Origin of the sequence: Nannocystis punicea (assembly GCF_026965555.1) — a bacterium.
Lineage (GTDB): Bacteria > Myxococcota_A > Polyangia > Nannocystales > Nannocystaceae > Nannocystis > Nannocystis punicea.
Genome location: NZ_CP114040.1, coordinates 10,762,888 through 10,784,655 on the forward strand (window position 1 = coordinate 10,762,888; position 21,768 = coordinate 10,784,655).

Annotated in this window: 19 protein-coding genes; 9 read left to right on the plus strand and 10 right to left on the minus strand. The window is 71.2% G+C overall.

Translation table 11 applies throughout. From position 1 onward, the window contains the following. The first annotated feature begins 6 nt into the window (after window positions 1–6). Window positions 7–540 carry a hypothetical protein gene (locus O0S08_RS41175; RefSeq protein ID WP_269034992.1) on the plus strand — a complete coding sequence of 178 codons (534 nt, stop codon included), beginning with the start codon at window positions 7–9 and terminating at the stop codon, window positions 538–540. A gap of 47 nt (window positions 541–587) precedes the next feature. Here the strand turns inward: O0S08_RS41175 and O0S08_RS41180 are convergent, their stop codons facing one another. After that, the gene (locus tag O0S08_RS41180; RefSeq protein WP_269034993.1) at window positions 588–1,307 is read right to left on the minus strand and encodes a hypothetical protein; all 720 of its coding nucleotides are present in this window, start codon (window positions 1,305–1,307) and stop codon (window positions 588–590) included. A 94-nt stretch (window positions 1,308–1,401) separates the two neighbouring features. On the opposite strand from O0S08_RS41180, the gene O0S08_RS41185 reads away from it, so the two are divergent. Both O0S08_RS41185 and O0S08_RS41190 read left to right on the plus strand, forming a co-directional pair. Beyond that, window positions 1,402–2,193, plus strand: a complete 792-nt coding sequence (locus O0S08_RS41185) for a DUF72 domain-containing protein (RefSeq protein WP_269034994.1) — start codon at window positions 1,402–1,404, stop codon at window positions 2,191–2,193. A 148-nt stretch (window positions 2,194–2,341) separates the two neighbouring features. Continuing rightward, window positions 2,342–2,938 carry an alpha-ketoglutarate-dependent dioxygenase AlkB family protein gene (locus O0S08_RS41190; RefSeq protein ID WP_269034995.1) on the plus strand — a complete coding sequence of 199 codons (597 nt, stop codon included), beginning with the start codon at window positions 2,342–2,344 and terminating at the stop codon, window positions 2,936–2,938. A gap of 128 nt (window positions 2,939–3,066) precedes the next feature. Here O0S08_RS41190 and O0S08_RS41195 read toward each other — a convergent pair whose 3' ends face one another. After that, complete coding sequence (locus O0S08_RS41195; protein WP_269034996.1) at window positions 3,067–5,274, minus strand: multiheme c-type cytochrome; 2,208 nt, start codon at window positions 5,272–5,274, stop codon at window positions 3,067–3,069. A gap of 197 nt (window positions 5,275–5,471) precedes the next feature. Further along, window positions 5,472–7,064: a DUF2330 domain-containing protein gene (locus tag O0S08_RS41200; protein WP_269034997.1), complete on the minus strand. Its 1,593-nt coding sequence runs from the start codon at window positions 7,062–7,064 to the stop codon at window positions 5,472–5,474. A gap of 602 nt (window positions 7,065–7,666) precedes the next feature. On the opposite strand from O0S08_RS41200, the gene O0S08_RS41205 reads away from it, so the two are divergent. The 3 genes from O0S08_RS41205 to O0S08_RS41215 all read left to right on the plus strand — a co-directional run bounded on the left by O0S08_RS41205 (window position 7,667) and on the right by O0S08_RS41215 (window position 9,606). Continuing rightward, window positions 7,667–8,014, plus strand: a complete 348-nt coding sequence (locus O0S08_RS41205) for an ArsR/SmtB family transcription factor (RefSeq protein ID WP_269034998.1) — start codon at window positions 7,667–7,669, stop codon at window positions 8,012–8,014. Continuing rightward, complete coding sequence (locus tag O0S08_RS41210; RefSeq protein WP_269034999.1) at window positions 7,998–8,876, plus strand: SRPBCC domain-containing protein; 879 nt, start codon at window positions 7,998–8,000, stop codon at window positions 8,874–8,876. Before O0S08_RS41205 ends, O0S08_RS41210 begins: the two co-directional genes overlap by 17 nt. Window positions 8,877–9,012: 136 nt before the next feature. Continuing rightward, window positions 9,013–9,606: a protoglobin domain-containing protein gene (locus O0S08_RS41215; protein WP_269035000.1), complete on the plus strand. Its 594-nt coding sequence runs from the start codon at window positions 9,013–9,015 to the stop codon at window positions 9,604–9,606. A 9-nt stretch (window positions 9,607–9,615) separates the two neighbouring features. Here O0S08_RS41215 and O0S08_RS41220 read toward each other — a convergent pair whose 3' ends face one another. Continuing rightward, window positions 9,616–10,761, minus strand: a complete 1,146-nt coding sequence (locus O0S08_RS41220; RefSeq protein ID WP_269035001.1) for a PQQ-dependent sugar dehydrogenase — start codon at window positions 10,759–10,761, stop codon at window positions 9,616–9,618. Window positions 10,762–11,333: 572 nt separating this feature from the next. On the opposite strand from O0S08_RS41220, the gene O0S08_RS41225 reads away from it, so the two are divergent. Beyond that, window positions 11,334–12,494, plus strand: coding sequence for a DUF4215 domain-containing protein (locus O0S08_RS41225; protein WP_269035002.1), 1,161 nt, complete (start codon window positions 11,334–11,336; stop codon window positions 12,492–12,494). A 102-nt stretch (window positions 12,495–12,596) separates the two neighbouring features. Here O0S08_RS41225 and O0S08_RS41230 read toward each other — a convergent pair whose 3' ends face one another. Continuing rightward, window positions 12,597–13,319, minus strand: a complete 723-nt coding sequence (locus tag O0S08_RS41230; protein ID WP_269035003.1) for a hypothetical protein — start codon at window positions 13,317–13,319, stop codon at window positions 12,597–12,599. A gap of 207 nt (window positions 13,320–13,526) precedes the next feature. Between O0S08_RS41230 and O0S08_RS41235 the strand changes: the two genes are divergently transcribed. After that, window positions 13,527–13,988: a DUF1877 family protein gene (locus O0S08_RS41235; RefSeq protein ID WP_269035004.1), complete on the plus strand. Its 462-nt coding sequence runs from the start codon at window positions 13,527–13,529 to the stop codon at window positions 13,986–13,988. Window positions 13,989–13,992: 4 nt separating this feature from the next. Here the strand turns inward: O0S08_RS41235 and O0S08_RS41240 are convergent, their stop codons facing one another. Next, window positions 13,993–14,424 carry a hypothetical protein gene (locus tag O0S08_RS41240; RefSeq protein ID WP_269035005.1) on the minus strand — a complete coding sequence of 144 codons (432 nt, stop codon included), beginning with the start codon at window positions 14,422–14,424 and terminating at the stop codon, window positions 13,993–13,995. A 97-nt stretch (window positions 14,425–14,521) separates the two neighbouring features. Then, on the minus strand, window positions 14,522–16,165 hold the full coding sequence (locus tag O0S08_RS41245) for a DUF2330 domain-containing protein (protein ID WP_269035006.1): 1,644 nt from the start codon (window positions 16,163–16,165) through the stop codon (window positions 14,522–14,524). Window positions 16,166–16,759: 594 nt separating this feature from the next. Between O0S08_RS41245 and O0S08_RS41250 the strand changes: the two genes are divergently transcribed. Next, complete coding sequence (locus O0S08_RS41250; RefSeq protein WP_269035007.1) at window positions 16,760–18,427, plus strand: golvesin C-terminal-like domain-containing protein; 1,668 nt, start codon at window positions 16,760–16,762, stop codon at window positions 18,425–18,427. A 121-nt stretch (window positions 18,428–18,548) separates the two neighbouring features. Here the strand turns inward: O0S08_RS41250 and O0S08_RS41255 are convergent, their stop codons facing one another. From O0S08_RS41255 to O0S08_RS41265, 3 genes are all read right to left on the minus strand, one after another. Next, a complete protein-coding gene (locus O0S08_RS41255) occupies window positions 18,549–19,379 on the minus strand; it encodes a hypothetical protein (protein WP_269035008.1) in 831 nt (276 codons plus the stop codon). A gap of 259 nt (window positions 19,380–19,638) precedes the next feature. Continuing rightward, window positions 19,639–20,706, minus strand: coding sequence for a hypothetical protein (locus tag O0S08_RS41260; RefSeq protein ID WP_269035009.1), 1,068 nt, complete (start codon window positions 20,704–20,706; stop codon window positions 19,639–19,641). Between the two features lie 8 nt (window positions 20,707–20,714). Next, entirely contained in the window at window positions 20,715–21,701 is a 987-nt protein-coding gene (locus tag O0S08_RS41265) for a coiled-coil domain-containing protein (protein WP_269035010.1), read from the minus strand. Between the last annotated feature and the right edge of the window lie 67 nt (window positions 21,702–21,768).

Genomic DNA, 21,768 nt, shown 5'->3' on the forward strand with positions numbered 1-21,768 from the left:
GGCCGTATGCCCGCCCCGCCCACGACTGTCCGCGACCGCGCGCAGCTCTGCTACACCACGGCGTACTTCGTCCTGCCGCGCTGCATCGCCGCCGACCCGGCCAAGCTGCTGCGCGACCTCGAGACGCAGCCGCGGACGACGCCGGCGGTGATGTACCTGATGGCCTGCGAGCTCGAAGACTCCGAGCCGCACGAGCAGGACGTCGCCGCCCTGACGGTCCAGCCCGCCGCGCTCGGCGATCGGCTGCGCTGCCAGGTGCTCGCCTACCCGCATTATCCGCCCGTCGGCGTGGTCCTCCCGCCGTACTTCTCGGTCCTCGTCCACGCCGAGGGCGAGGCCGAAGTCCTTCACTACTTCATCCTCGGCCAGTCCCCCACCGGCGCCACCACCCTCCGCACGGTCACCCCCGACGAGGCCAACGTCAACCTCGGCCCCGGCCCCGAGCCGACCGCCGACGCTCTCCTCGCCGTCCTGCGGGACCGGCTCGCCGACGTCGACGCCGCCCTGCCGCGCCGGCGCTGGTGGCAGTTCTGGAGATGACCGAACGAGCATGGCTCGAAAGACATGCCCGTTCGTTCATCTCGAGGTCACGGTTCGAACTGCGGCGTGAACGAGATCGCGAAGTCGCCGAACGCGTGCTCCCAGATCGCCATCGTCAACGCCGGCCCGACCGCCTTGAAAAAGTAGGTCTCGCCGCGGTACTGCACGATCGCCGTCATCATGCGGTAGCCGGGGTCGTTGTAGCGCTCGCTCGCGCCCGGCGCGACCGGGGCCGCGTAGGTGCCCCCCATGTCGGCGAGCGTCACCTGGAGCGGCCCGCGGACCATCTCCTGCACCCGCACCTGCTCGTCGGACAGCGGCGCTCCGGACTCCGTGGTGAATTGCGCCCGCCATTGACGGATGTACGCCGTCGGTTCGACCCCCGCGGTGGCGAACCGCGTGATGTCGAGGTGGGCCTCCCCGCCGGGCCCCGGCAGCATGAAGCCCGGCCGCACGTCGGGCCCGGTGGCGGGGGCCGCGACCCATTCGACGGGGACGCGGAAGAACAGGCGGTCGACCGCCTCGACCCGCGTGCGTCCGCTGATCTTCGCGTCCGCCGGGTTGATGGCCGGGCGCGGGGTCCGTGGGTTCATCCCCGGCGGCGGCGCAGTCGTCGGCGGCTCCGGGTCCTTGTAGGACGACGCCTTGGTGTCGATCGCCGCGATGACCGCGAAAGGATCGGCCTTCGTCTCCTTCATGACCTCCGGCTCGCGCTGGCAAGCGACCAGCGCGAGGCCTGCGAGCCATGGGAGGAGAGCGCGCGACATCACGTGGAAGCCTTAGCAAACGGCGCAGTCGCGACAAGCGGACCCGGCCGCGCCCGCGCGCGCAATCCGTTCGCGCTTGCCCGTTCGTCGCCGCGTGCCAAGACCCGATCGCGTGTTGTGGATCGGCACCTCCGGCTGGCAGTACCGCGACTGGCGGGGCCGCTTCTACCCCGAGGGATTGCCGCAACACCGCTGGCTGTCGCACTACGCGGCCGCCTTTCGCACCGTCGAGCTCAACAACAGCTTCTATCGCCTGCCCGACGGCGACACCTTCGCCGGCTGGCGCCGCGACACCCCCGCCGACTTCGTGATCGCGACCAAGGCCAGCCGTTTTTTGTCGCACATGAAGCGCCTCAAGGACCCCGAGGAGCCGGTCGCGCGCCTGCTCGCGCGGGCGCGCCGGCTCGGCGACAAGCTCGGCCCGGTGCTCCTCCAGCTGCCGGCGCGGATGGCCCGCGACCGCGAGCGCCTCGAGCACTTTTTGACAGTGTGGCCCGCGCGTCACCGCCTGGCGATCGAGTTCCGCCACCCGTCGTGGTTCACCGACGACACCTTCGCCGCGCTGCGCCGCCGCGACGTCGCGCTCTGCCTCACCGACGTCGACGGCCGGCCGCAGGGCCCGCTCGAGCGCACCGCCGACTGGGGCTACGTCCGCCTGCATCGCGGCACCGCCGCCCCGCGCCCGTGCTACGGCGACACCGCCCTGGCCTCCTGGCTCGCGCGGATCTCCCGGCTCTACGCCGATCGCCGCGACGTCTTCGTCTTTTTCAACAATGATCCCCGGGCCTGCGCCGTCGCCAACGCGGTTCGCTTCGGCCGCCTCGCCGACGCCGCCGGCCGCGAGCGCACCCGCACCCCCGGGCCGCGAGACGTCCGGGCCGGCTAGGTCCGCGGGATCGCCTTACCCCCATCCTCTGCGCATGCGCGACCTCGCATCGGCTGGCGTGTCGTCGCGCTGCCCGGCGTCGCCGCGACGACGTACGCTCTCGACGCCGCCGCCCGGCCTCCTTTACCTGCTCCCGAGGACATGTACTATGAGCCATAGTAAAATCATCGCCGACGCCGACGGCGCCATCGTCGACTACGACGCCGAGTTCCTGAGCGCGGGTGAGCGCTCGGCCCTGCTCGCCGAGCTCGAGCAGGTGCAGGACCGCTTCGACCGCGACCGGGTGTTGATGTACGGCAAGACGATCGACTCGCCGCGGCTGGTGTGCGCCTTCGGCGACGACGGCCTGCACTACCGCTACGCCGGCGTCGACCGCACCACGCACCCGTGGACCCCGCACCTCCGCGCCGCCCGCGACCGGATCGCCGCGGCCTGCGGCCACCCCTTCAACTACGCCCTCGTCAACCTCTACCGCACCGGCGACGACTACATCGGCTGGCACGCCGACAAGGTCAGCGACCTCGTCCCCGGCTCCGCGATCGCCAGCCTCAGCCTCGGCGCCGTGCGCCCGTTCCAGCTGCGCCACAAGAGCACCGACGCCACGCACGAGGTCCTGCTGGCGTCCGGCAGCCTGCTGGTCATGCGCGGCACCTGCCAGCAATTTTACAAGCACGCCCTGCCGCGCCGACGCGGCGTGACCGAGCCTCGCTTCAACGTCACCTTCCGCCACGTGCGCGCCGGGTGAGCCCGGCCCCGCGGACCTGCCGGCCTACCTCCCTGTCATGGTCGCGCCGAACCTCTCGCTCGAGACGACCGGAAGCACCAGCGTCGGGCCGTCGACGATGCGCCTGTCTCCGCATCGAGCTCCTCTCTTCAGCGCCACACGAGCGCGTGCGTGTGCACCGGCACTCGCTCCCGCGCGCACGCCGGCGAGGCCTCCTGGCAGGCCGCGCGCCAGTCGGGCGCCTCGTCGGGCGGTCGGTGCTCGAGCTGCGACGCAGTCGCCGCCTGGACGTCGGCGCCGCCGAGGTCGGCCAGCGCCAGCGCTTGCAGCCGCAGCAGGTCGTAGTTGCGGCGCGCCCCCGACTTGAGCCCGCGCTGCGCCACCGCGATCGCCTCCGCCGGTCGAGCCGCGCTCCCGAGCGCCAGGGCCAGCGCCGCGTGGGCCAGCGGGTCGCGCGGGGCCGCCTCCGCCGCGCTGCGCAGCGGCGCGATCGCCTGCTCCCAGCGCCACACCGCCGAGTACGCCTGTCCCTTGAGCCAGGCTGGTGCGGGGTGCCCGGGGGCCAGCGCCGCCGCATCGTCGGCCAGCTTCGCCGCCGCCTCCGCGCGCCCCTGCTGCCCGGCCACCGCGGCCAGCCCGGCGACGATCGCCGCCCGCAGGTCCGCGTCGTCCTCGCCGACCAGCGCCAGCGCCCGCTCGAAGCTGGCCCCGGCGCGGCCGACCTGCTCCTGCACCTCGTGCAGCAGCCCGAGCCCGCGCACGTACAGCCGCTCGCCGTCGCGCCGCCTGTCCGTCGGGACAGGCGCCCCCGCGCCGACCCACACCTCCGCGCGCGCCAGCTCGGTCACCGGCTGCTCGGCGCACGCGTCGATCCGCTCGCCGGTCCACTTGGCCGTGGTCGCCGCGTACGCCTTGCCCGCGCGCGAGCGGCCCTCGGCGCAGGTCACCTCGCGCAGCGCCTCGGTGCGGCTGCGGTGCAGCACCCGGGCCACCGCCTTGACTGGCCAATCGGTCATGTCCTCGGGGACATCCACCGCGAAGCGGACCACCCTCGCGTCGCGCGGGGCGATCGTGTGGTCGTAGCCGAGCCCGCGCAGGTCCTCGATCTCGCGCGCCCACTGCGGCACCCCGTGCTCGTCGAGCATCGCCGAGCCGAGCCGGTGCGGCTCGTCCGGGGCGGCCAGCACCTTGCCGCTGCTCCCGACCAGCTGCAGCTCGACCACGGTGTCCTGGGCGTCGCGGGTCCCGCCGGGGAAGTTGTGGCCGACCGACTCGTTGCGGACCACCACGTCGAACACCACCCGCTGGCCGGCGCGCACCGGCGCCCCGTCGGCCGGCGCGTGCTCGCCGGCGTCGGCGCCCGGGCCACCTGGCCCCGAGGACAGGATCGTCGCCGCCGCGACGTCCACCGACACCACCCCGCGGAGGAACGCCTGCACCCGCGCGGTCGTCTCCTCGTCGCCACGGATCGCCGCCAGCCAGGTGTGGCCGCCGAGGAACCGGTGCGAGCGCACCATCCCGTCGGCGTCGGCGGCCGGGTCGATGCGGCTCGCCTTCTCGTTCGGCATGTGACACGACGCGCACGTCTGTTCCGACGTCTCTCGATCGATCCGCATCACCGCGCTGCCGGCGTACACCGAGTGCAGCCACGGCCCTATGTCGTCCGTCCCCGGCAGGTAATGCGGCTGTCCGGTCGCCTCGCTGAGGAACGCGCGGTGGCAGGAGCCGCACAGCTGCGCCGTCGTCAGCGCCGCCGGCCTCGCGGCGACCTTGTGCGCCGCCACGCTGGCCGGGTCCTCCGGATCGGGCCCCTTCAGCACGGTCGCCGACAGGCGATAGCTGCCGTTGCCGTCGAAGGTCGCGTGCTCGGCCTGGTGGCAGGTCCGGCACGTCACCCCCGAGTGGGCCCGCGGGTCGCTCGCCGCCACGGCCGCGTCCATCGCCCCGTCGACCAGCAGCGACGGATCGTGGCAGCCGCCGCAGAAGCGGCTGGTGTCGAAGCCGCGCGCGGTCCGGAAGCGCTCGACCGAGGCGCGGTAGATCGGGTTGTTGAACGACGCGAACGCGTGCGCGCTGGCCTGCCACTGCGCCGCGATCTCGGTGTGACAGCTGGCGCACGCCGTCGTGTCCGCCAGATCGGCCCCGGTCACCCGGCCCGTCACCTGCGTCAACGACGGGAAGAACGGCCCGCGGTCCTCGGGCAGCAGCGCCGCCGGCACCTCGCCGGGCACCGGCGCCGGCGCGGCGCTCGGGCTGGTCGACTCCTTGGCCCGAACCGCGACGGGCGCCGCCTCGCCGCCGGCCGGCGCGCCCGCGCAGCCGCTCACCAGCGCGAGGGCCCACGCCCACCTCGACATGATCTTAAAGACATGTCTATTAGGACATTGCAGAAGAAGGCCGACATTGGCTCGCCCTCCCTGCACCCGCTCCGAAAGCGATTCACCGCGCGGCGCCACCGGCCTCGCTCCCCCACGCGAGCGAGCGCCATGGCCGGGTGCCGCGATCACGTGCACCTCGAGACATGTCCTATTCGCCATGTCTATTAGAGAATGTCTCAAGAGACACCTCGCCTTCGCCGCCGGACCAGCGCCAGCAGGCCGACCGCGAGCATTCCGGCGGCCCCGACCTCACCCGCGTCGCAGCGGGCGCAGCCGGCCGGCGGCAGCGTCTTCGGCTCCGGCGGCGTGAATGGCCCGGACGGCAGCGCGGCCGTCTCCCCCGCCTCGCCGGTCAGGAACGTCGACAGCTCGGCGTCGCGGGCCACGAACGCCAGATCGCGCGCCACCTGCGTCCCCTGGGCGGCTTGCCCGGGCGGCGGCCCGCCCCAGATCCCCCGCCGCGGCGACTCGCACTCGATCGGCCCCTGCCACGGGTGGCGGATGATGTAGCGGGCCTGGAAGTTGTTCATGTCGTGGGGCGACACGCTCGCGCCCTGCTCGAGCTTGCCCTCGGCGGCGAACACCTCGCGCCCGCCGACGATCGGCGCCGCCGCGCGAAACACCAGATCTTCGCCGAGGTTCTCGGCGCCGTAGCGCGCGTGCAGGCGCGTCAGCACGAACTCGCCCGGCAGCTGCCACTGCAGCTCCGACGCCGCGTGCCCGCCGCGCAGCGCCGCGGCCGTGCTCGGCAGGACGTCGGCCCCGAGCGTCGTCAGCTCCTCGAGGCTCAGCGGCTGCTGCGGACACGGGTCGCAGCTGCCCGCCGCCCACGCGTACTCTGTGATCACCGCCCCCGGATGCTGCGCCAGGGTGCGGTCGAACAGCGCCGCGTAGAACGCCCCGAACGCCCCGCGCGCCGCCTCTGCGACCTCGAGGTTGGTGGGGATCGCCGCGTTGGGATAATTCGCCACCTCGTAGCGGGCCTGCCGCGCCAGCACGTGGACGATGAGGTCCTGCTTCCCGCCCGAGTTGATGAGCCCGAGCCGCACCGGCAAGTTGAAGGTGTCGCTGTCGTAGTGGAAGCGCAGCGGCGACAGCATGACCTGCCCGCGCTCGTCGAACTCGGCCTTCTCGATGTCGACCTTCGCCACGAAGAACTTCATCCCCGCCTGCACGTAGGGCCGCAGCACCGCCGCGGCGCCGGCGGGGATCTTGTAGTCCTCGCCGCGCAGCCAGGTGTCGAGCCCGTTCGAGTCCTCGGCGCTGAGGATGAGGATCTGGTACTCTCCGACGGCGAACTTGGCCTCGATCGTGACCCCGAGGTCGCGGGCCCGACGGACGCTCGACACACTCTCCACGTCCGTCGGCGCCGTTTGTTTCACCGCGAGCACCGGGTCGAAATCCGGCGCGCACGGGTCCTCCTCCCAGTACTCGACCAGCCGCGGCGCCGCGAGGGCGTCGACCCGGTCGAACACCGCCCGGTCGAGCGTCTTCACGTCCTTCTCCTTGAGCACCACCGGCACCGGCACCACCATCGCGAAGTCGGCCGGCGGCCCCTGATAGTTGTTTTGCATCGACAGCACGGTGCGCGTGCCGTCGCGCATCAGCACCACCATCGTCGCGTTGTTGTACAGCCTGGTGTCGGCCCCGCCGACGTAGAAGCCGCAGAACGCCCGGGCGACCTGCGGCGCCAGCATCAAGCTGGCTGAAAGGACAGACCCGAGGAGCGCCCCCCGGGCGAGATATCGCGACCGCGAGCTCGTGTGCATGCGACCCATCTCCGCGACTTCGCCGATGATAGCGGACACCAGCCCCCCGAACGCCCTCGACCTCGCCCGCCTTTCACCGCGGGAACCTGCGGACGCCCCCGCGGCCGCCCGGCCCCTCTCACCGCGGACCTCCCCTTGACAAGGGCGAGAGATCCTGAGGCGCTCGCTGTCGCTCCCGAGCCCCGTCAATCCGACGAGTTTGGGGTCTCCCGCCAAGGGAACGCGGTGTCTTTGCCCATTATAAGGGAGCATCGCAATCGAATCGTCGACGATGCAAATACTGCCGGATCATCGCAGTATCGACGATTTCTCCACGCTCGCCCCCGAAGCCCGTCTCGAAGGGGCCTACAGCTCTGCCCGGCGGAGAGGTCTCTCCCAGGAATGAGAGGCCCGGGCGTTTCGCCGGCGATCCCAAAACCCTACTGCAGAGTTCGCCGCTCGTACCACCGAATCGGCATCCTCCGGGAATTGGACGAGGCACGACTCGAGCGGCCCTGGCAAAATGCGGTCGCCCTGGCACAGCTTCGACCGGCCGACTTGACAGCCCCCCCGGTATGGCATAAAGAACCAATTAGTTCCAGAACCAACTGGTTCCGCACGTCATGCCACGAGACGCCCTCAGCGCCACCTTCGCCGCTCTCGCCGACCCGACGCGGCGGGCGATCCTCGACCGCCTGCGGGCCGGGGAGGCCTCGGTGGCCGAACTCGCCGAGCCGTTTCATATGACGGTGCGGGCGGTGTCGAAGCACATCGGCGTGCTCGAGGCCGCCGGGCTCGTCACGCGCGAGCGGGACGCTCAGCGGCGGCCGAGCCGGATCCGCGCCGAGCCCCTGGCGGACGTCGACCGCTGGCTCGCTAGCTACCGCCAGCTGTGGAACCGCCGCTTCGACCGCCTCGACGAGCGGCTGAAGCGCCAGCAGAAAGGCAAGCACCATGACCGGACCGGATGATTCACAGGACCGTGAGATCGTGATCGTGCGGATGTTCGACGCCCCGCGCGAGCTGGTGTTCGACAACTGGATCCGCCCCGAGCACGTGCGCGAGTGGTTCGCGCCCGAGGGCTACACCACCACCGATTGCGAGGTCGACGCGCGCCCCGGGGGCACCTGGCGCGTCGAGTATCGCTCCGACCGCGGCGCCCGTTTCAGCGAGCGCGGGCGCTTCACCGAGGTGTCGCGGCCGCATCGATTGTCCTTCACCCTCACTCAGGTCAGCGAGACCAGCGCGGGGCCCGAGACCGTCGTGACCGTCTCGTTCACCGAGGTCGGCTCGGGCACCGAGATGCGCTTCCACCAGACCGGCTTCGAATCGACGGAGCGGCGCGACGGCAACGCCGAGGGTTGGGGCGAGTGCTTCGGCAAGCTGGCGCGCCACCTCGCGGACACGGGCGCGGCCGAGGTCGAGCTGCGCGCGCTGTACGACGCGTGGTCGCGGGCCACCGCCGCCAAGGACCTCGACGCCTCGATGGCGCCGATCGCCCGCGACGTCGTGTCGTACGAGCACGAGGCGCCGCTGCAGTTGGTCGGCGTCGAGGCCGTGCGCGAGGTCTGTCGGCGCGGCCTCACGGCCACGCAGGGCGATGTCCGCTGGGACGTGCCCGACCTGCGGATCCTCGTCCACGGCGACCTCGCGGTCACCTGGGGCCTCAATCGCATGCATGCGCAGGAGCCGGGCCAGCCGCCCGTCGAGAGCTGGTCGCGCGGCACCCGGGTGTTCCGCAAGATCGACGGCGCGTGGCAGCTGGTCCACCAGCACGTCTCGTTCCCGTACGACCCGCAGACCCTCCAGGCCGTGCTCGACCTGCGCCCCTGACGTCGCGACAATCCGTCGTCGCCCGAGCGATGATTGACGCGCACGACATGCTTGTCGGGACATATGAGGCCGCCGCCGCAGCACCCGACTTTGGTCGGATGTTCCGCGCCGGCGAACTTGTCCATATCCGACGAGCATGACGCAGACATCGATCCCCGGATACACCTACGGCACGCCCCAGGTCGCCCCCTCCCCCATCTCGGACGCCGACTTCGCGCTGCTCAAGCAGACCGTCTTGCTCGGCGACGAGGACCTCCGTCACCTGCGTGCGGCGGGCGAGGTGCTCGGCCCGCAGGTCGAGGCGATCCTCGACGTCTGGTACGGCTTCGTCGGCGCCAATGCCCACCTCGTCCATTACTTCAGCGGCGCCGATGGCCGACCCGACGCGCAGTACCTCGGCCGCGTGCGCCAGCGCTTCGGCCAGTGGATCCGCGACACCTGCGCGGCCCAGTACGACCGCGCCTGGCTCGACTATCAGCACGAGATCGGCCTGCGCCACACCGCCGCCAAGAAGAACCACACCGACGGCGTGGTCTCGACCGCCTCGCATATCCACCTCCGCTACCTGATCGCCTTCATCGTCCCGATCACCGCCACAATCAAGCCCTTCCTGGCCAACGGGGGCCACAGCGCCGCCGACGTCGACGCCATGCACGCCGCATGGTTCAAGGCAGTGACCCTGCAGGTCACGCTGTGGAGCGAGCCCTACGTCGCCCCGTCGGTGTTCTGATCCCCGGCCTCAATCATCGGCCGGCGACAGGCGGAGGATCTTCGCGTTCTCCCTGTCGGTGAGCACGTAGACCAGCCCGTCGGGCCCCTGGGCGACGTCGCGGATCCGCTGGCCCAGATCGCCCAGAAGACGCTCCTCGCCGACCACCCGGCCGTCCTCGAGGTCGAGGCGACACAGGTGCTCCTCGACCAGCGCGCCGACGAACAGGTCGCCCTGCCAGGCCGGGAACGCTTCCCCTGTATAAAACATCGCCCCGCTCGGAGCGATCGACGGCACCCAGTAATACAATGGATCGACGAAGCCGGGCCCGCTCGACTTGCCGTCGCCGACCGGCGTCCCGTCGTAGTTGACCCCGTAGCTGACGCGGGGCCAGCCGTAGTTCTTGCCCGGCTCGGGCAGGTTGACCTCGTCGCCGCCTTTCGGCCCGTGCTCGACGATCCACAGCTGGCGGGTCTCGGGGTGGATCGCCGCCGATTGAATGTTGCGATGGCCGATCGACCAGATCTCCGGCAGCGCGCCCGGCTCGTCGATGAACGGGTTATCGCCCGGGATCGAGCCGTCGCCGCGGATCCGCACCACCTTGCCGAGGTGATTGTCGAGGGTCTGGGCCTTCTCGCGGGTCTCGTCGGTGAAGCGCTCGCCGAGGCCGACGAACAGCGAGCCGTCGTCCGCCACCGCGATCCGCGAGCCGAAGTGCTTGCCATTGTTGAAAGTCGGCAGCTGGCGGAAGATCACCGCCACGTCCTCCAGTCGCGGCGTCTCGTCGAGGCGCAGCGTCGCCGCCGCCACGCTGGTGCCGGAGCCGCCCTTGCGCGGCTCCGCGAAGGTCAGGTAGATCCGGCTCGACGTCGCGAAGTCGTGCGCGAGCGCGACGTCGAGCAGCCCGCCCTGGTCCTGGGCGAACACCTCCGGCACGTTCGCCAGCGGCTCGGACACCGCCCCGTCGGTCCCGACGATGCGCAGCCGACCTGGCCTTTCGGTCAGCAAGAGACGCCCGTCCGGCAGGAACTCGAGCGCCCACGGCCGATCGAGGTCGACCGCGAACTCCTCGACGCGGAAGGCCGCGGTCTCGGCCGGCGCCGGCGCGTCGGTCCGATCGCTGCGCGCGGCGTTGCAGGCGAGGATCAGCGTGAAGACGGCGAGCGAGCTGCGCATGGGGGACATCGTCGGCCTCGATCATTGCGGACACGCTCGCGGCGGCAAGCCCCGCGGCCCCGGACGCGTCACCACGTGGGTATGCGCTCACTTTGGCGCGAACCAGGCCCGTCTGCGGGACATGCGCGAAACCCGACCCGGTTTACGCCCCACGGAAGACGATTTTTCCACCTGCGCCGCCAGCTCCGTCGCGCCGAGCCGTGCCTGCGGACGTCGCGGCGATGCTCGACGCGCTCCAAGACGCGGCGGCGACGCCCCCGGCTCGCGGCGTCGTTTCTACATGGCCCAAAGACCATGTCCAAAAAACCATCTCTCGCCCCGCTCGCGCGATGCCGCCCGGGCGCGTGACCGGCCTCAGCGCCCTCGCGCCTCGAGGGGATCCCGCTGCGCGCCTGCGGACGCCCCTGGTCTGCCTCGGCCGAGCGCCCCGCGTTCGCCGTCCTCGACCTGTCCTCCGGGTCATCTTGTCACGCGGCATCGCGCGAGCGCTCGCCGGCACGCGCGGACCATCACGTTGACCGCGACCCCGCCGGGCTCTACCGTCGATCGTCGTGACGCGCGCATTTCGCCCCGTGAACCTGGTTCTGTATGTATTCGGGGCGACGGCCTGCGCCGGCGGCGAGGACCCCGATTCGACCGGCTTCGGTGTCCCGAGCTCCGCCTCGATGTCGATGACGGCGCCCACGTCGATGCCTGCGACCACCGACGGCCTCAGCTCGACCTCCGCGCCCGCCACCGACACCGAGGACGTCGAGGCCACCACCGACGCGGGCACCACCGCCGCCACCGACGAACCGACGACGACCGGCACCACCGCCGCCACCGCCGCCACCACCGAGCCCGCCAGCGCCGGCACCGGCGGTTGCCCCGACGGCAGCCTGTTCTGCGCCTGCAACGACGACGCGACCTGCGACGCCGGCCTGCTGTGCGAAAACGACGTCTGCGTGCCCGAGTCGGAGCCGGTGTGCGGCGACGGCATGCTGGCCGGCGCGGAGGAGTGCGACAACGGGGCCGACAACGCCGACACCGCCACGTGCAAGAGCGACTGTACGTCGCAGAAGTGCGGCGACGGCTTCCTCGGCCCGGGCGAGGCGTGCGACGACGGCAACGCGGTCGACAACGACGCCTGCTCCAACGCGTGCATCGCCGCCAGCTGCGGCGACACCGTGGTGCAGATGGGCGAGGCGTGCGACGACGGCAACGGCGACTCCAGCGACGCCTGCATCAATTGCCAGGCGGCCGTGTGCGGCGACACCTTCGTGCAGGCCGGCGTCGAGCAGTGCGACGACGGCAACGCCGCCGGCGGCGACGGCTGCAGCGCCGCCTGTCAGATCGAGGCGCCGCAGTGCGGCGGCAACTTCACCACCGGCTGGTGCCCGCAGAACGGCACCAACCAGCAGTTCACCCGCTGCGAGAGCGTGGCCAACGGCAACAAGACCTGCAACAACCCGTTCATCAAGTACGGCGCGGTCGAGAACGGGGTGCCGGCCCAGCACGTCACCAACGACTTCAACGCCTGGTGCACCCAGCTCGGCTTCGCCGCCTGGAGCGGCCAGGTCGCCTACGGCAGCCGCCCGTGCGACCCGCCGCAGGGCAAGCTGTTCGGCTGCACCGGCTACGACGAGGGCGTGTGGCACTGGTGCGACTGGCAGGACGGCAACTGGCTCAATCAGCAGCTCGACTACCACCAGTGCAACGACGGCGCCGAGATCACCTCGATCACCTGCCAGTGATGCCCATCGGGCGCCGCGGTCCGGCGCCACGTCGCAGCTCTCGAACCACGCCGATCACCGCGATTCTTCGGGACATGGCTCTCAGGCCATGTCCTTCGAGCATCAAATCGTCGGGCACATCGGCTCGGCCTCGGCCTCGCAGCTCTCGAACCACGCCGACCACAGCATGCACTCCGCGTGCGCCGGGTCGTCGGCGGCGACGGTGAGGCAGGCGGCGAAGAAGTCGACCGGCTTGAGGACGCAGCGCTCGACCGGGCCGACGGGAGCATCCTCGAACGAGCCCGGATCTTCGAGCCAGTTCTGCCGCAGGGCCCCGCCCTCGCCGTCGAACACGAGGTCGAACCACTCTTCCTCGCCGTGGAGCCCGTTGATGTCGAAACGCAGCGGGAACCCCTCGCCGGCCGCCAGCTTCTCCAGCGCGCACTGGGTCGCGGCCGTGTACGGCTCGGTGCACTGGTCGTTCCAAGTGTCGTTGCCGCACAGCAGCAGGACGTCGTCGCACGGCCGCGTGAACCCGCAGCCCATCGCCAGCTCGTCCGGGAAGCCGCCACCCGTCGTCTCGCCCGTCGTCGTGTTTTCCGTGGTCGTCTCACCCGTCGTCGTCGTCGTCGTCTCGCCCGTCGTCGTCGTCTCGCCCGTCGTCGGCGTCTCGGTGGTCCCCGTGGTCGTCGTCTCTCCGGGGTCCGTCTCGGAGGTCGTCGTCGGCCCGGTCGTGCCCGGCCCGGTGGTCGCGTCGCTCGTCTCGCCCTCGGTGTCGCCCTTGTCGGAGCCGCAGGCGGGGCCGAGGCCGAGGAGCCCAAGGAGTAAGAATCGGTCGAACTTCATGGCCGCACCATAGGCTCTCGCCGCCGCCCGTACCAGCGGGCGGAGGTTGCGGAGGGACACGACAAATGTGTCGCTCGCGCGGACGCGCCCCGCATTCGTCGACATGTCTCGAGGGCCAGATCGTTCCCCCCGGGCTCGCGGCGCCGGAGGGTCGCTCCCCCTGCGAGCCCTGGACGCAGGCGCGCATCGAGCCGATGATGCGCCGGCATGAGCGTCACCGCCTGCCTCACCGAACTGTCCGCGGACGAGATCCAGGCCTGTCGCGCCGACCCTGCCCTGTTGGCGGCGATCCTCGCCGATCGCTCGCGCCCGAGCTGCGGGCTCGACAAGGCGTGGGCCGGCCTGCGCTTCTTGTTCGTCGCCGGCGACTACCCGCTGGAGGCGGCCATGCTCGACGTGGAGCAGGCCGAGAAGCTCGGCGCGTATCAGGTCCGCTTCGTCAGCCCCTCGGCGATGCACAAGCTCGCCGACGACTTCGACTGGGAGGGCCGCGCCGACGACCTCGCCAGGTATTACGCCCCCGAGCGGATGGCGGGCGTCTACCCCGACATCTGGGCCCGCGACGGCGACGCAGCGCTGCGGTACCTGCTGTCCTTCATCCCCGCGCTGCGCGAGTTCACCGGCGCCGCCGCCGACCGCAAGGCCGGCGCAGTGGTCGTGATCGGCTGAGCCCTCACCCGGCCATGAGCGCCTCGAGGTCGGCCATGGTCACGCCGACGGAGATCGCCCAGCCGCTGATCTTCTTGCGCGTCACGGTGCGCAGGCCCGACGAGTCGAGCAGCACCTCGTGTTCGCGGCCCATCCGGACGTCCCGCTGCAACCACGCCAACCACACTGTCTTCGGCTTCCAGGCCGCCAGCGTCGCCTTGATGAACTTCAGCTCCGCTTCCGAGAGCTCCTCCGCCAGCTTGCGCGCGGTCGTGATCAGGTGGGCGTCGGCGTCGGCCGCCGAGCGGCACACCAGCACGTGCGCGTCTTCCTCGTGGCGGTGAAGCTCGCCGTCGCGGAGGATCGCCCGCAGCGTCCGCTGAGACGGCCATTGATCGCCCTGCTTGCCGGCGTGCGCGGCGATCCACGCGTCGATCACGTCTTGCTCGATCTGCATCGGTCAGCTCCTGTCCTTCGAGGCAGCCCCGCCGACGTCGACCCGACCTCGGCGACCGCCCCTCGTGGATGATAAATCGGTCGCCAGGGCGCGCGCATCACGGATCTCGGCGCCGGCGCCGGCGCCCGAGCCAGGCCAGCCCGAGCAGCCCCACCAATCCCCCGGCGGCATCGGTCTCGCCGGCCGCGCAACCGCAGCCCGACTTCGTCGCGGCCTCGGCGGGCCTGTCCGCCGACTTCGTCTCGGCCTTCGTCTCGGTCTTCGTCTCGACCTTCGCCTCGACCTTCGCCTCGACCTTCGGCTCCGGCAGGTCGTCGGCGATCGCTACGACCTGCAGCTCGGGCATGTCCTGCGCCACGTACATCCCGAGGTTGGCGCCGCGCTCGGCGAACGCGAGGCCCTGGGCCGCCTGCGGCTTCGCGCCGCCGCCCCCCTTCCAGTCCGGCCACGGCCCGCCCCAGCGGCCGCGGATCGGCTCCTTGCAGGTGATCGGCCCGGTCCACGGGTGGCGGATGATGTAGCGGCCCTGGAACGTGTTGTTCCCGCCCGGCTGCGCGCCCTTCTCGAGCTTGCCGGCCTCGCCGACCTCGCGGCCGCCGACCACCGCGCCGGCTGACCGAAAGACCAGGTCCTCGCCGAGCGCCTCCTTGCCGTAGCGGGCGTGCAGGCGCGTCAGCACGAACTCGCCGGGGACCTGCCAGGACGCCGAGCCGTCGGCCGACTTGACGCGGCCGGCGTACTTCGGCAGCACGTCGGCCCCGAGCGTCACCAGCTCTTCCAGCTGCAGCGGCGTCTCCGGGCACGGGTCGCAGTTGTTGGCCTGCCACGCGTACTCGGTGACCACCACCCCGGGGGTGTGGCGCATCACCGCGTCGAGCAGCGCCACGTAGAACTTGCCGAACTCGGCGCGCGCGCTCTCCTTGACCTCGAGGTTGGTCGGCACGAACGCGTTGGGGTAGTTGGCCACCTCGTAGCGCTCGGACGCGAGGACGTGGACCAGCAGGTCCTGCACCCCGGACGAGTTGAGCAGGCCGAGGCGGACCGGCAGGCCGAAGCTCTCGCTGTCGTAGTGGAAGCGCAGCGGCGACAGCATCGCCTGCCCGTCCTTGCCGAAGCTGACCTTCGAGACATCCACCTTGGCGACGAAGAATTTCATGCCCTGCTGCACGTACGGCCGCAGCACCGGCTCCGCGTTCTCGGGGATCGTGTACTTGTTGTCGCGCAGCCAGCCGTCGAGGCCGTTCGAGTCCTTGGCCGAGAGGATCACCACCTCGTACTCGCCGACGGTGAACTGCGCCTCGATCGTCACCCCGTAGTCGGCCGGCGCCCCGCCGCCGCCCTTGCCCGCGGACATCAACTTCGTCGTCGGCTGCGCGCCCGGGACCATGAGCACCTCCGGCGCGCACGGGTCCACCTCCCAGTACTCGACCAGGCGCGGCGCGGCCAGCCGGTCGACGCGGTCGAAGATCTCCCGCGGCAGCGTCTTCACGTCGTCCTTCTGCAGCACCGTCGGCACCGGCACCACCATCGCGAAGTTCTCCGGCGGCCCTTGATAGTTGTTCTGCATCGACAGCACGGTGCGGGTGCCGTCGCGCATGAGCACCACCAGCGTCGCGTTGTTGTACAGCTTGGCGTCGCCGCCGCTGACGTAGAACCCGCAGAACGCGTCCGCAGTCGCGGGAGCAAGCATCACCGCGCCCGCCAGCGCGAGCGCCGAAATCATCGAGAGCCGCTGCAGCATCGGCCCCAGCGTACCCGAGCCGCGCCGGCCCCGCCGCCGCCGAATTCCTGGCCACGAACCATGTTCCTCGCGTTCTCCGCCCGGCGCGCGCCCGCGCGCGTCCGCCCTGCGCCCGCGATCGACGACGGCCTCTCGCCGCCGCGTCGCACCTGTCCTTCGGGACATCCTCGCACCCGCGCCGAGGACGACCTGTCCCTCGAGACAGCTTCATCCCCGGCCGGGGAAGCCGGTCTTCCGCGTCAGGAACGCGGCTGCAGCTGCGCGGTGCGCACGTCCGAGCCGGTGCGTCCAAGGAGTAACGACCACCCGAATTTCGATCACCGGACTTTTGCGAGCCCGCCGTGAGGTCGTCGCGACGGCTCGCAAGAACCCGAAAATCCGCCGCCTACGCGCCCCCAAGGCCTGTTCTGGCGCTGCTGAGTGCTGCGGCCCTCTTGCGCTCGCCAGCGAGGGCGCGTAAGGACGATGGTGTCATTGTGACGGCCGTCTTACCGGCCGCTCGGAGCCGCGACGTGTCGCTCGCGGCTCTGCGCGTGAGGACATGTCTCCTCGCGCGCGCAGGCAACTTATCGCGCTGCACCCGAAGGTCCCGCCATGACGATTCGCCCGCTCCGCATCCTGACCAGCCTCGCCCTCCTCGTGCCCGCCTGTACCGGCGACGATCAGCCCGCCGACAGCGACGCCCAGGTGGGCGCCGACGCCGACGACGCCGACGACGCCACCCCCGACGAGGATGTCCCGGAGGTCGACCCGGGCGCGCAGGTCGGCGGGCTCGACGACGAGTTCCGCGACGCGGCCGAGGAGTTCGGCGTGCCGATGCCGATCCTCCAGGCGGTCAGCTACGCCGAGACGCAGTGGCAGATGATCGCGGGCGAGGCCGAGTTCGACGGCCAGGAGCCCGCGTACGGCCTCATGGCGCTGCGCGGCGAGCACCTCGGCCTCGGCGCCGGCCTCATCGACGCCAGCCTCGACGACGTCAAGAACGACCGCCGCACCAACATCCGCGCCGCCGCGGCGGTGCTGCGCAGCTACGCCGACGACCTCGAGTTCGACCGCGACGACCTCGGCGCGTGGGCCCCGGCGATCGCCTCGATGAGCGACATCGCCGTCGAGGATGCGCTCGTCAGTTACATCCACCACGACGTCTACGGCGCGATCCAGGGCGGCATCGCCGTGCTCGACCTGGCCGGCGCGCCGGTGGCCCAGCTCAAGCCCGAGGCCGGCGTGGTCCCCGACTTCACCGCCCCGAGCGACCCGACGCTCGCGCCCGGCCCCGACTACGCCGGCTCGATCTGGCGCGCCTCGCCGAACTACAGCTCGCGGCCCGCGGGCACGGCCGGCAAGGTGAAGATGGTCATCATCCACACCTGCGAGGGCAACTACTCCGGCTGCTGGGGCTGGCTGGTCAACTCGCAGGCGGGCGTCAGCGCCCACTACGTGGTCAAGGAGGACGGCTCGGAGATCTCCCAGCTCGTCCGCGAGTCGAACAAGGCCTGGCACATCGGCGCCACCTACGACTGCGACCTCAACGCCAAGAAAGAGTGCGGCCTCGAGGGCTACAACTGCAACAACTTCACCGTCGGCATCGAGCACGCCGGCTTCGCCAGCCAGAAGACCTGGAACTCGAACCTGATCAACCAGTCGGCCAAGCTGACCTGCGACATCACCAAGGGCCACGGGGTCGTCCGCGACAAGTACCACATCGTCGCGCACGCCCAGCTGCAGCCGTACAACCGCACCGACCCGGGCGCGAACTGGCCGTGGACGACCTACCTCAACAAGGTCAACGAGTACTGCGGCGCCCAGCCGCCGCCGAGCGAGCCCCCGCCGGCGCCGTCGGGCCAGATCATCGTCGACAGCAACGCGTCGAACAACGACCCGGCCAAGGCCAAGATCACCGTGTCGGCCAACTGGACCTCGACGGCCAGCACCCCCGGCTTCTACGGCAGCGGCTACTGGTTCGCCAACACCGCGCCGGTGTCCGACGGCGCCGAGTTCTCGTTCTACCTGCCCGCCGCCGCCAGCAAGACCATCGACGCCTGGTGGACCGCCGGCACCAACCGCTCGTCCGCGGCCCCGTTCGTGATGTTCGACAGCGCCGGCGTCAAGATCGGCACCGTCAACGCCAACCAGCAGACCAACGGCGGCAAGTGGGTCCAGCTCGGCACCTTCAACTTCAAGGCCGGCTGGAACAAGGTCGTCCTGTCGCGCTGGGCCGCCGAGGGCTTCGTCGTGATCGCCGACGCCATCCGCGTCCGCTGATCTCCAGGACATGAACAAAAGGCCAGGCGCTCCGCGGAGCGCCTGGCCTTCGTCGTCTCCGCTCTCTAGACAATTGCCCTCGAGGACATGTTTTAAAATACATGTCGCTCCGGGCCCCCATTCACGCCAGCCGCTCCGGCCGCCCGAGGCGGGCCCGCAGCGCCGGCTCCTGCATGACCACGTGGCTCGCGCCCATGGTCGCGAACACCCGCTCGCCGCGCCGCACGCGGTCCGTGAGCAGCTCGACCGTCCACGCGTCGCGGACCTCGCTGACGCGGCGGCCAGCCGCGTTGGTGAACGCCGGCGGCCGCGTGAACACCGGGTCGAACCACGCGGCCGGCACCTCGGACCAGTGATTGTGCGGCGGCAACAGCCGCGCACACGCCGAGGCCAGCGCGTCCGCGGTCGCCGGCGTGGAGATGCCGGTGGCGGCGTGGAAGTGCCGCAGCACCTCGACGAGCCGCGCCTCGTCCATCGGCACGCCGGCCCGCGCGCGGTGCTGCGGCGCCTGGCGCAGGACGAAGAACACCAGGATCTGCTCGTCGGTGAACCCGGACGTCCGCAGCCCCTCGACCTGCGCGCGCATCGACGGCTCGATGCTGGCGGCCGGCACCCCGTCCCGTCGCGCCAGGAACCGCACCAGCCCCGACTCGCCGAAGCGGGCCACCGCCGCCTCCGCGGACGCCTCGACCTGCGGGTCGCCGCCCTCGTTGAACGCCAGGGTCGGACGAAACTCGGCCCACAGCGCCGCGATCCGCTCGACCTGCGGATCGGCGGGCTCATGGATGTGCGCCGCGCCGAAGAACAACAGCGCCCCGCGCCCGCGAACGAACCGCAGCCCGTAGGGCGCGTCGTGCTCGACGTCCGCGCACTCGTCGTGCGAGAGGATCCGCCCGCGCCGACAAGCGGCGAGGCCGACGAGGAGCAGCATGGCGGCGCGGCGGTGGAGCATGCGCGGTCTCAGCAATCGCCGTGCCGACGATTTTTTGTCCAAATCTGATGCGCGCGTGGCTCGGCGTCCGATGACGAATTGGCGACGCCCGCGGCCGGGCATGTCCGAAAAGGCATTCCCCCGCAGCGCGGCTCACTCGCAGTGGGCCGGCACTTGTCCGGACCGCAGGCGATCACGCGTGGAATCCCATCACCGGTCCGCGGTCGCGACGACGGCGGCGCCCGCGAGGGCGCCGCCGCGAGAGCCGGCGCTGGCCTGTCTATTTAAACTTCTGCGACGTCTTGGCCTGCTCGAGCGCGATCTCCTTGACCGCCGCGAACGACGTCGAGTTGGACGCGCCGTCGATCGCCTTGATGGCGAGGTCCTGGGCCTGCTTGAGCGCGGTGGCCAGCTGCTTCGACAGCTCGAGGATCTGCTCGTCCTGCTTCTTGCTGGCCGCCTCGAGCTCGTGGACCTTGAGCTCCTGGACCTTCTTCTTGCCGTCGAAGTCCTTCTGGGCCAGGTCCGCCGCGATCTTCGACTGCCGGCGCGCGATCGCCATGCCCTCGGCCTCGGCCTTGTTGGTGGCCGCCTCGAGCTCCTTCGGGTAGGACACGGACTTCGCCTTGAGCTCGGCGTACTCCTGCTCGCGCGTGGCGATCGCCTGCTCGCGCTCGTTCCACTGCACCGTCTTGACCTCCTGCAGCCCGTCGAGCTCGGCCTGCAGGCGCTTCTTCTCCTGCGCCAGCGCGTCGGCGTCGGCCGTGCGCGCGCGCGTGGTCGCGTAGCCGTACTCCTCGGCCTCGCGGGTGCGCGCCAGCTTGCCGGCGGTGTCGGCCTCGGTGACCGAGCGGGTGCGCTCCTCCTGCTGCTTGCGCCAGCCGGCCTTGCGCCCCTCGAGCTCCTCCTCGACCTTGCGCTTGCGGGCCGCGAACGCCTCGTCGGCGGTGCGCTGGGTGTCGAGGTAGCGACGGACCAGCTCGCGCGTGGTGTCGTCGCCGACCTCGATCGCGTGCAGCACCTTGAGGTGCTCGGTGTAGCCGGCGATCTCCGTACGCAGGCCCTCGAGGCGGCCGGACTCGCGGAGGAGCTGCTGCTGCAGCGCCGACGAGGCGTCGCCGAAGCGGGTGCGGATGCTGTCGAGGTCGCGGGTCAGGTCGTCGAAATTCACGGCGGTGCTCTCCTTGGCGGCGGGGGCGGACGGGGCGGCCGGGGCGGCCTCGGGCGCGGCGGCGCGGGCCGGCGGAGCGGCGGCGCTGCGGTCCTTGAGGTCCTTCAGCTCCTGGGCCAGCTCGCCATAGGCCTCGAGGATCTCTTGCTTGGTGCTCTTGCTGGTGAACGTCTTCATCGCGAGCCTCACTTCCTGGCCGAGGTGCCCTCGATGGCCTTCTGCGCCAGGCCCTGCGTCTGGGCCAGGGCGGCCGTCAGTTGCGCGTTGAGCTCGGCGATCTGGGTCCGCTGCTTCTCGATGCGGTCCTCGAGCGCCTTGATCTTCAGCTCGCCGACCTCGAGGTTGGCCGCGTTGTCGCGCGACGACAGCTCGGCGTCGACCTTGGCATCGGCGCTGATCTTGACGATCACCTTCTCGCGCGCCGACTTGCCGGCGTCCTCGAGCTCCTTGGCGTAGGCGGCCGTCTTGGTCCGCAGCGCCTCGATCTCGGCCGCCGCGGCCGCCAGCACCTTGTCGCGCCCGTCCCAGTTCTTGTCGCGCTGTGCCTGCGTCTCCCCCAGCTGCCGCTCGAGCAGGCGCCGCTTCTCCGCGAACTCGTCGGCCACCAGCCGGCGCTGGCGCTCGATCTCGTAGGCGTACTTCTCCTCGTCGGCCTTGCGCTCCTTGGCCCGGGCCGCGTCCGCCTCGGCCTGCGCCGTCGCCTTCTCCGCGTCCTCCTTGGCCCACGCCTCCTGCTGCCGCGCGACCTTCTCGTCGAGCTCGCGCACCTCGGCCGCGAACTTGTCCTCGAGCGCCTGCAGCCGCTTGGCGTCGTCCTGATGCAGGATCTCGAGCGCCTCGGCGGCGATCCGCACGTGCTTCAGATCCTCGACCCGCGCCGCCTCGGCCGCGATCGCCTTGCGCAGCTCGTCGAGCTTGGTCGCCTCCGACGCCAGCCGGTCGGACAGCGCCTCGACCGCGGCGCCGAAGCTGACCTGCAGCTCCGCGAGCCCCTTGATAATGGTCTCGCTGGTGTACTGCGCGGCCCGCTCGACGGCCTCGCGCAGCTTGGCCCGCTCGGCCGCCTCGGCCTTGGTGGCCGGTTGCGCGGCCTGTTGCAGGTGCTTCTGCAGCAGCGGCGAGAAGCTCTTCAATACTTCATCTCGGGACTTCGGGACGATCACACTCGACACGTTCGACTCCTAGGCTGCGCACCCACCAGGGCAGCGATGCGGGACCTTACCAGAGCCGCATCGCCTG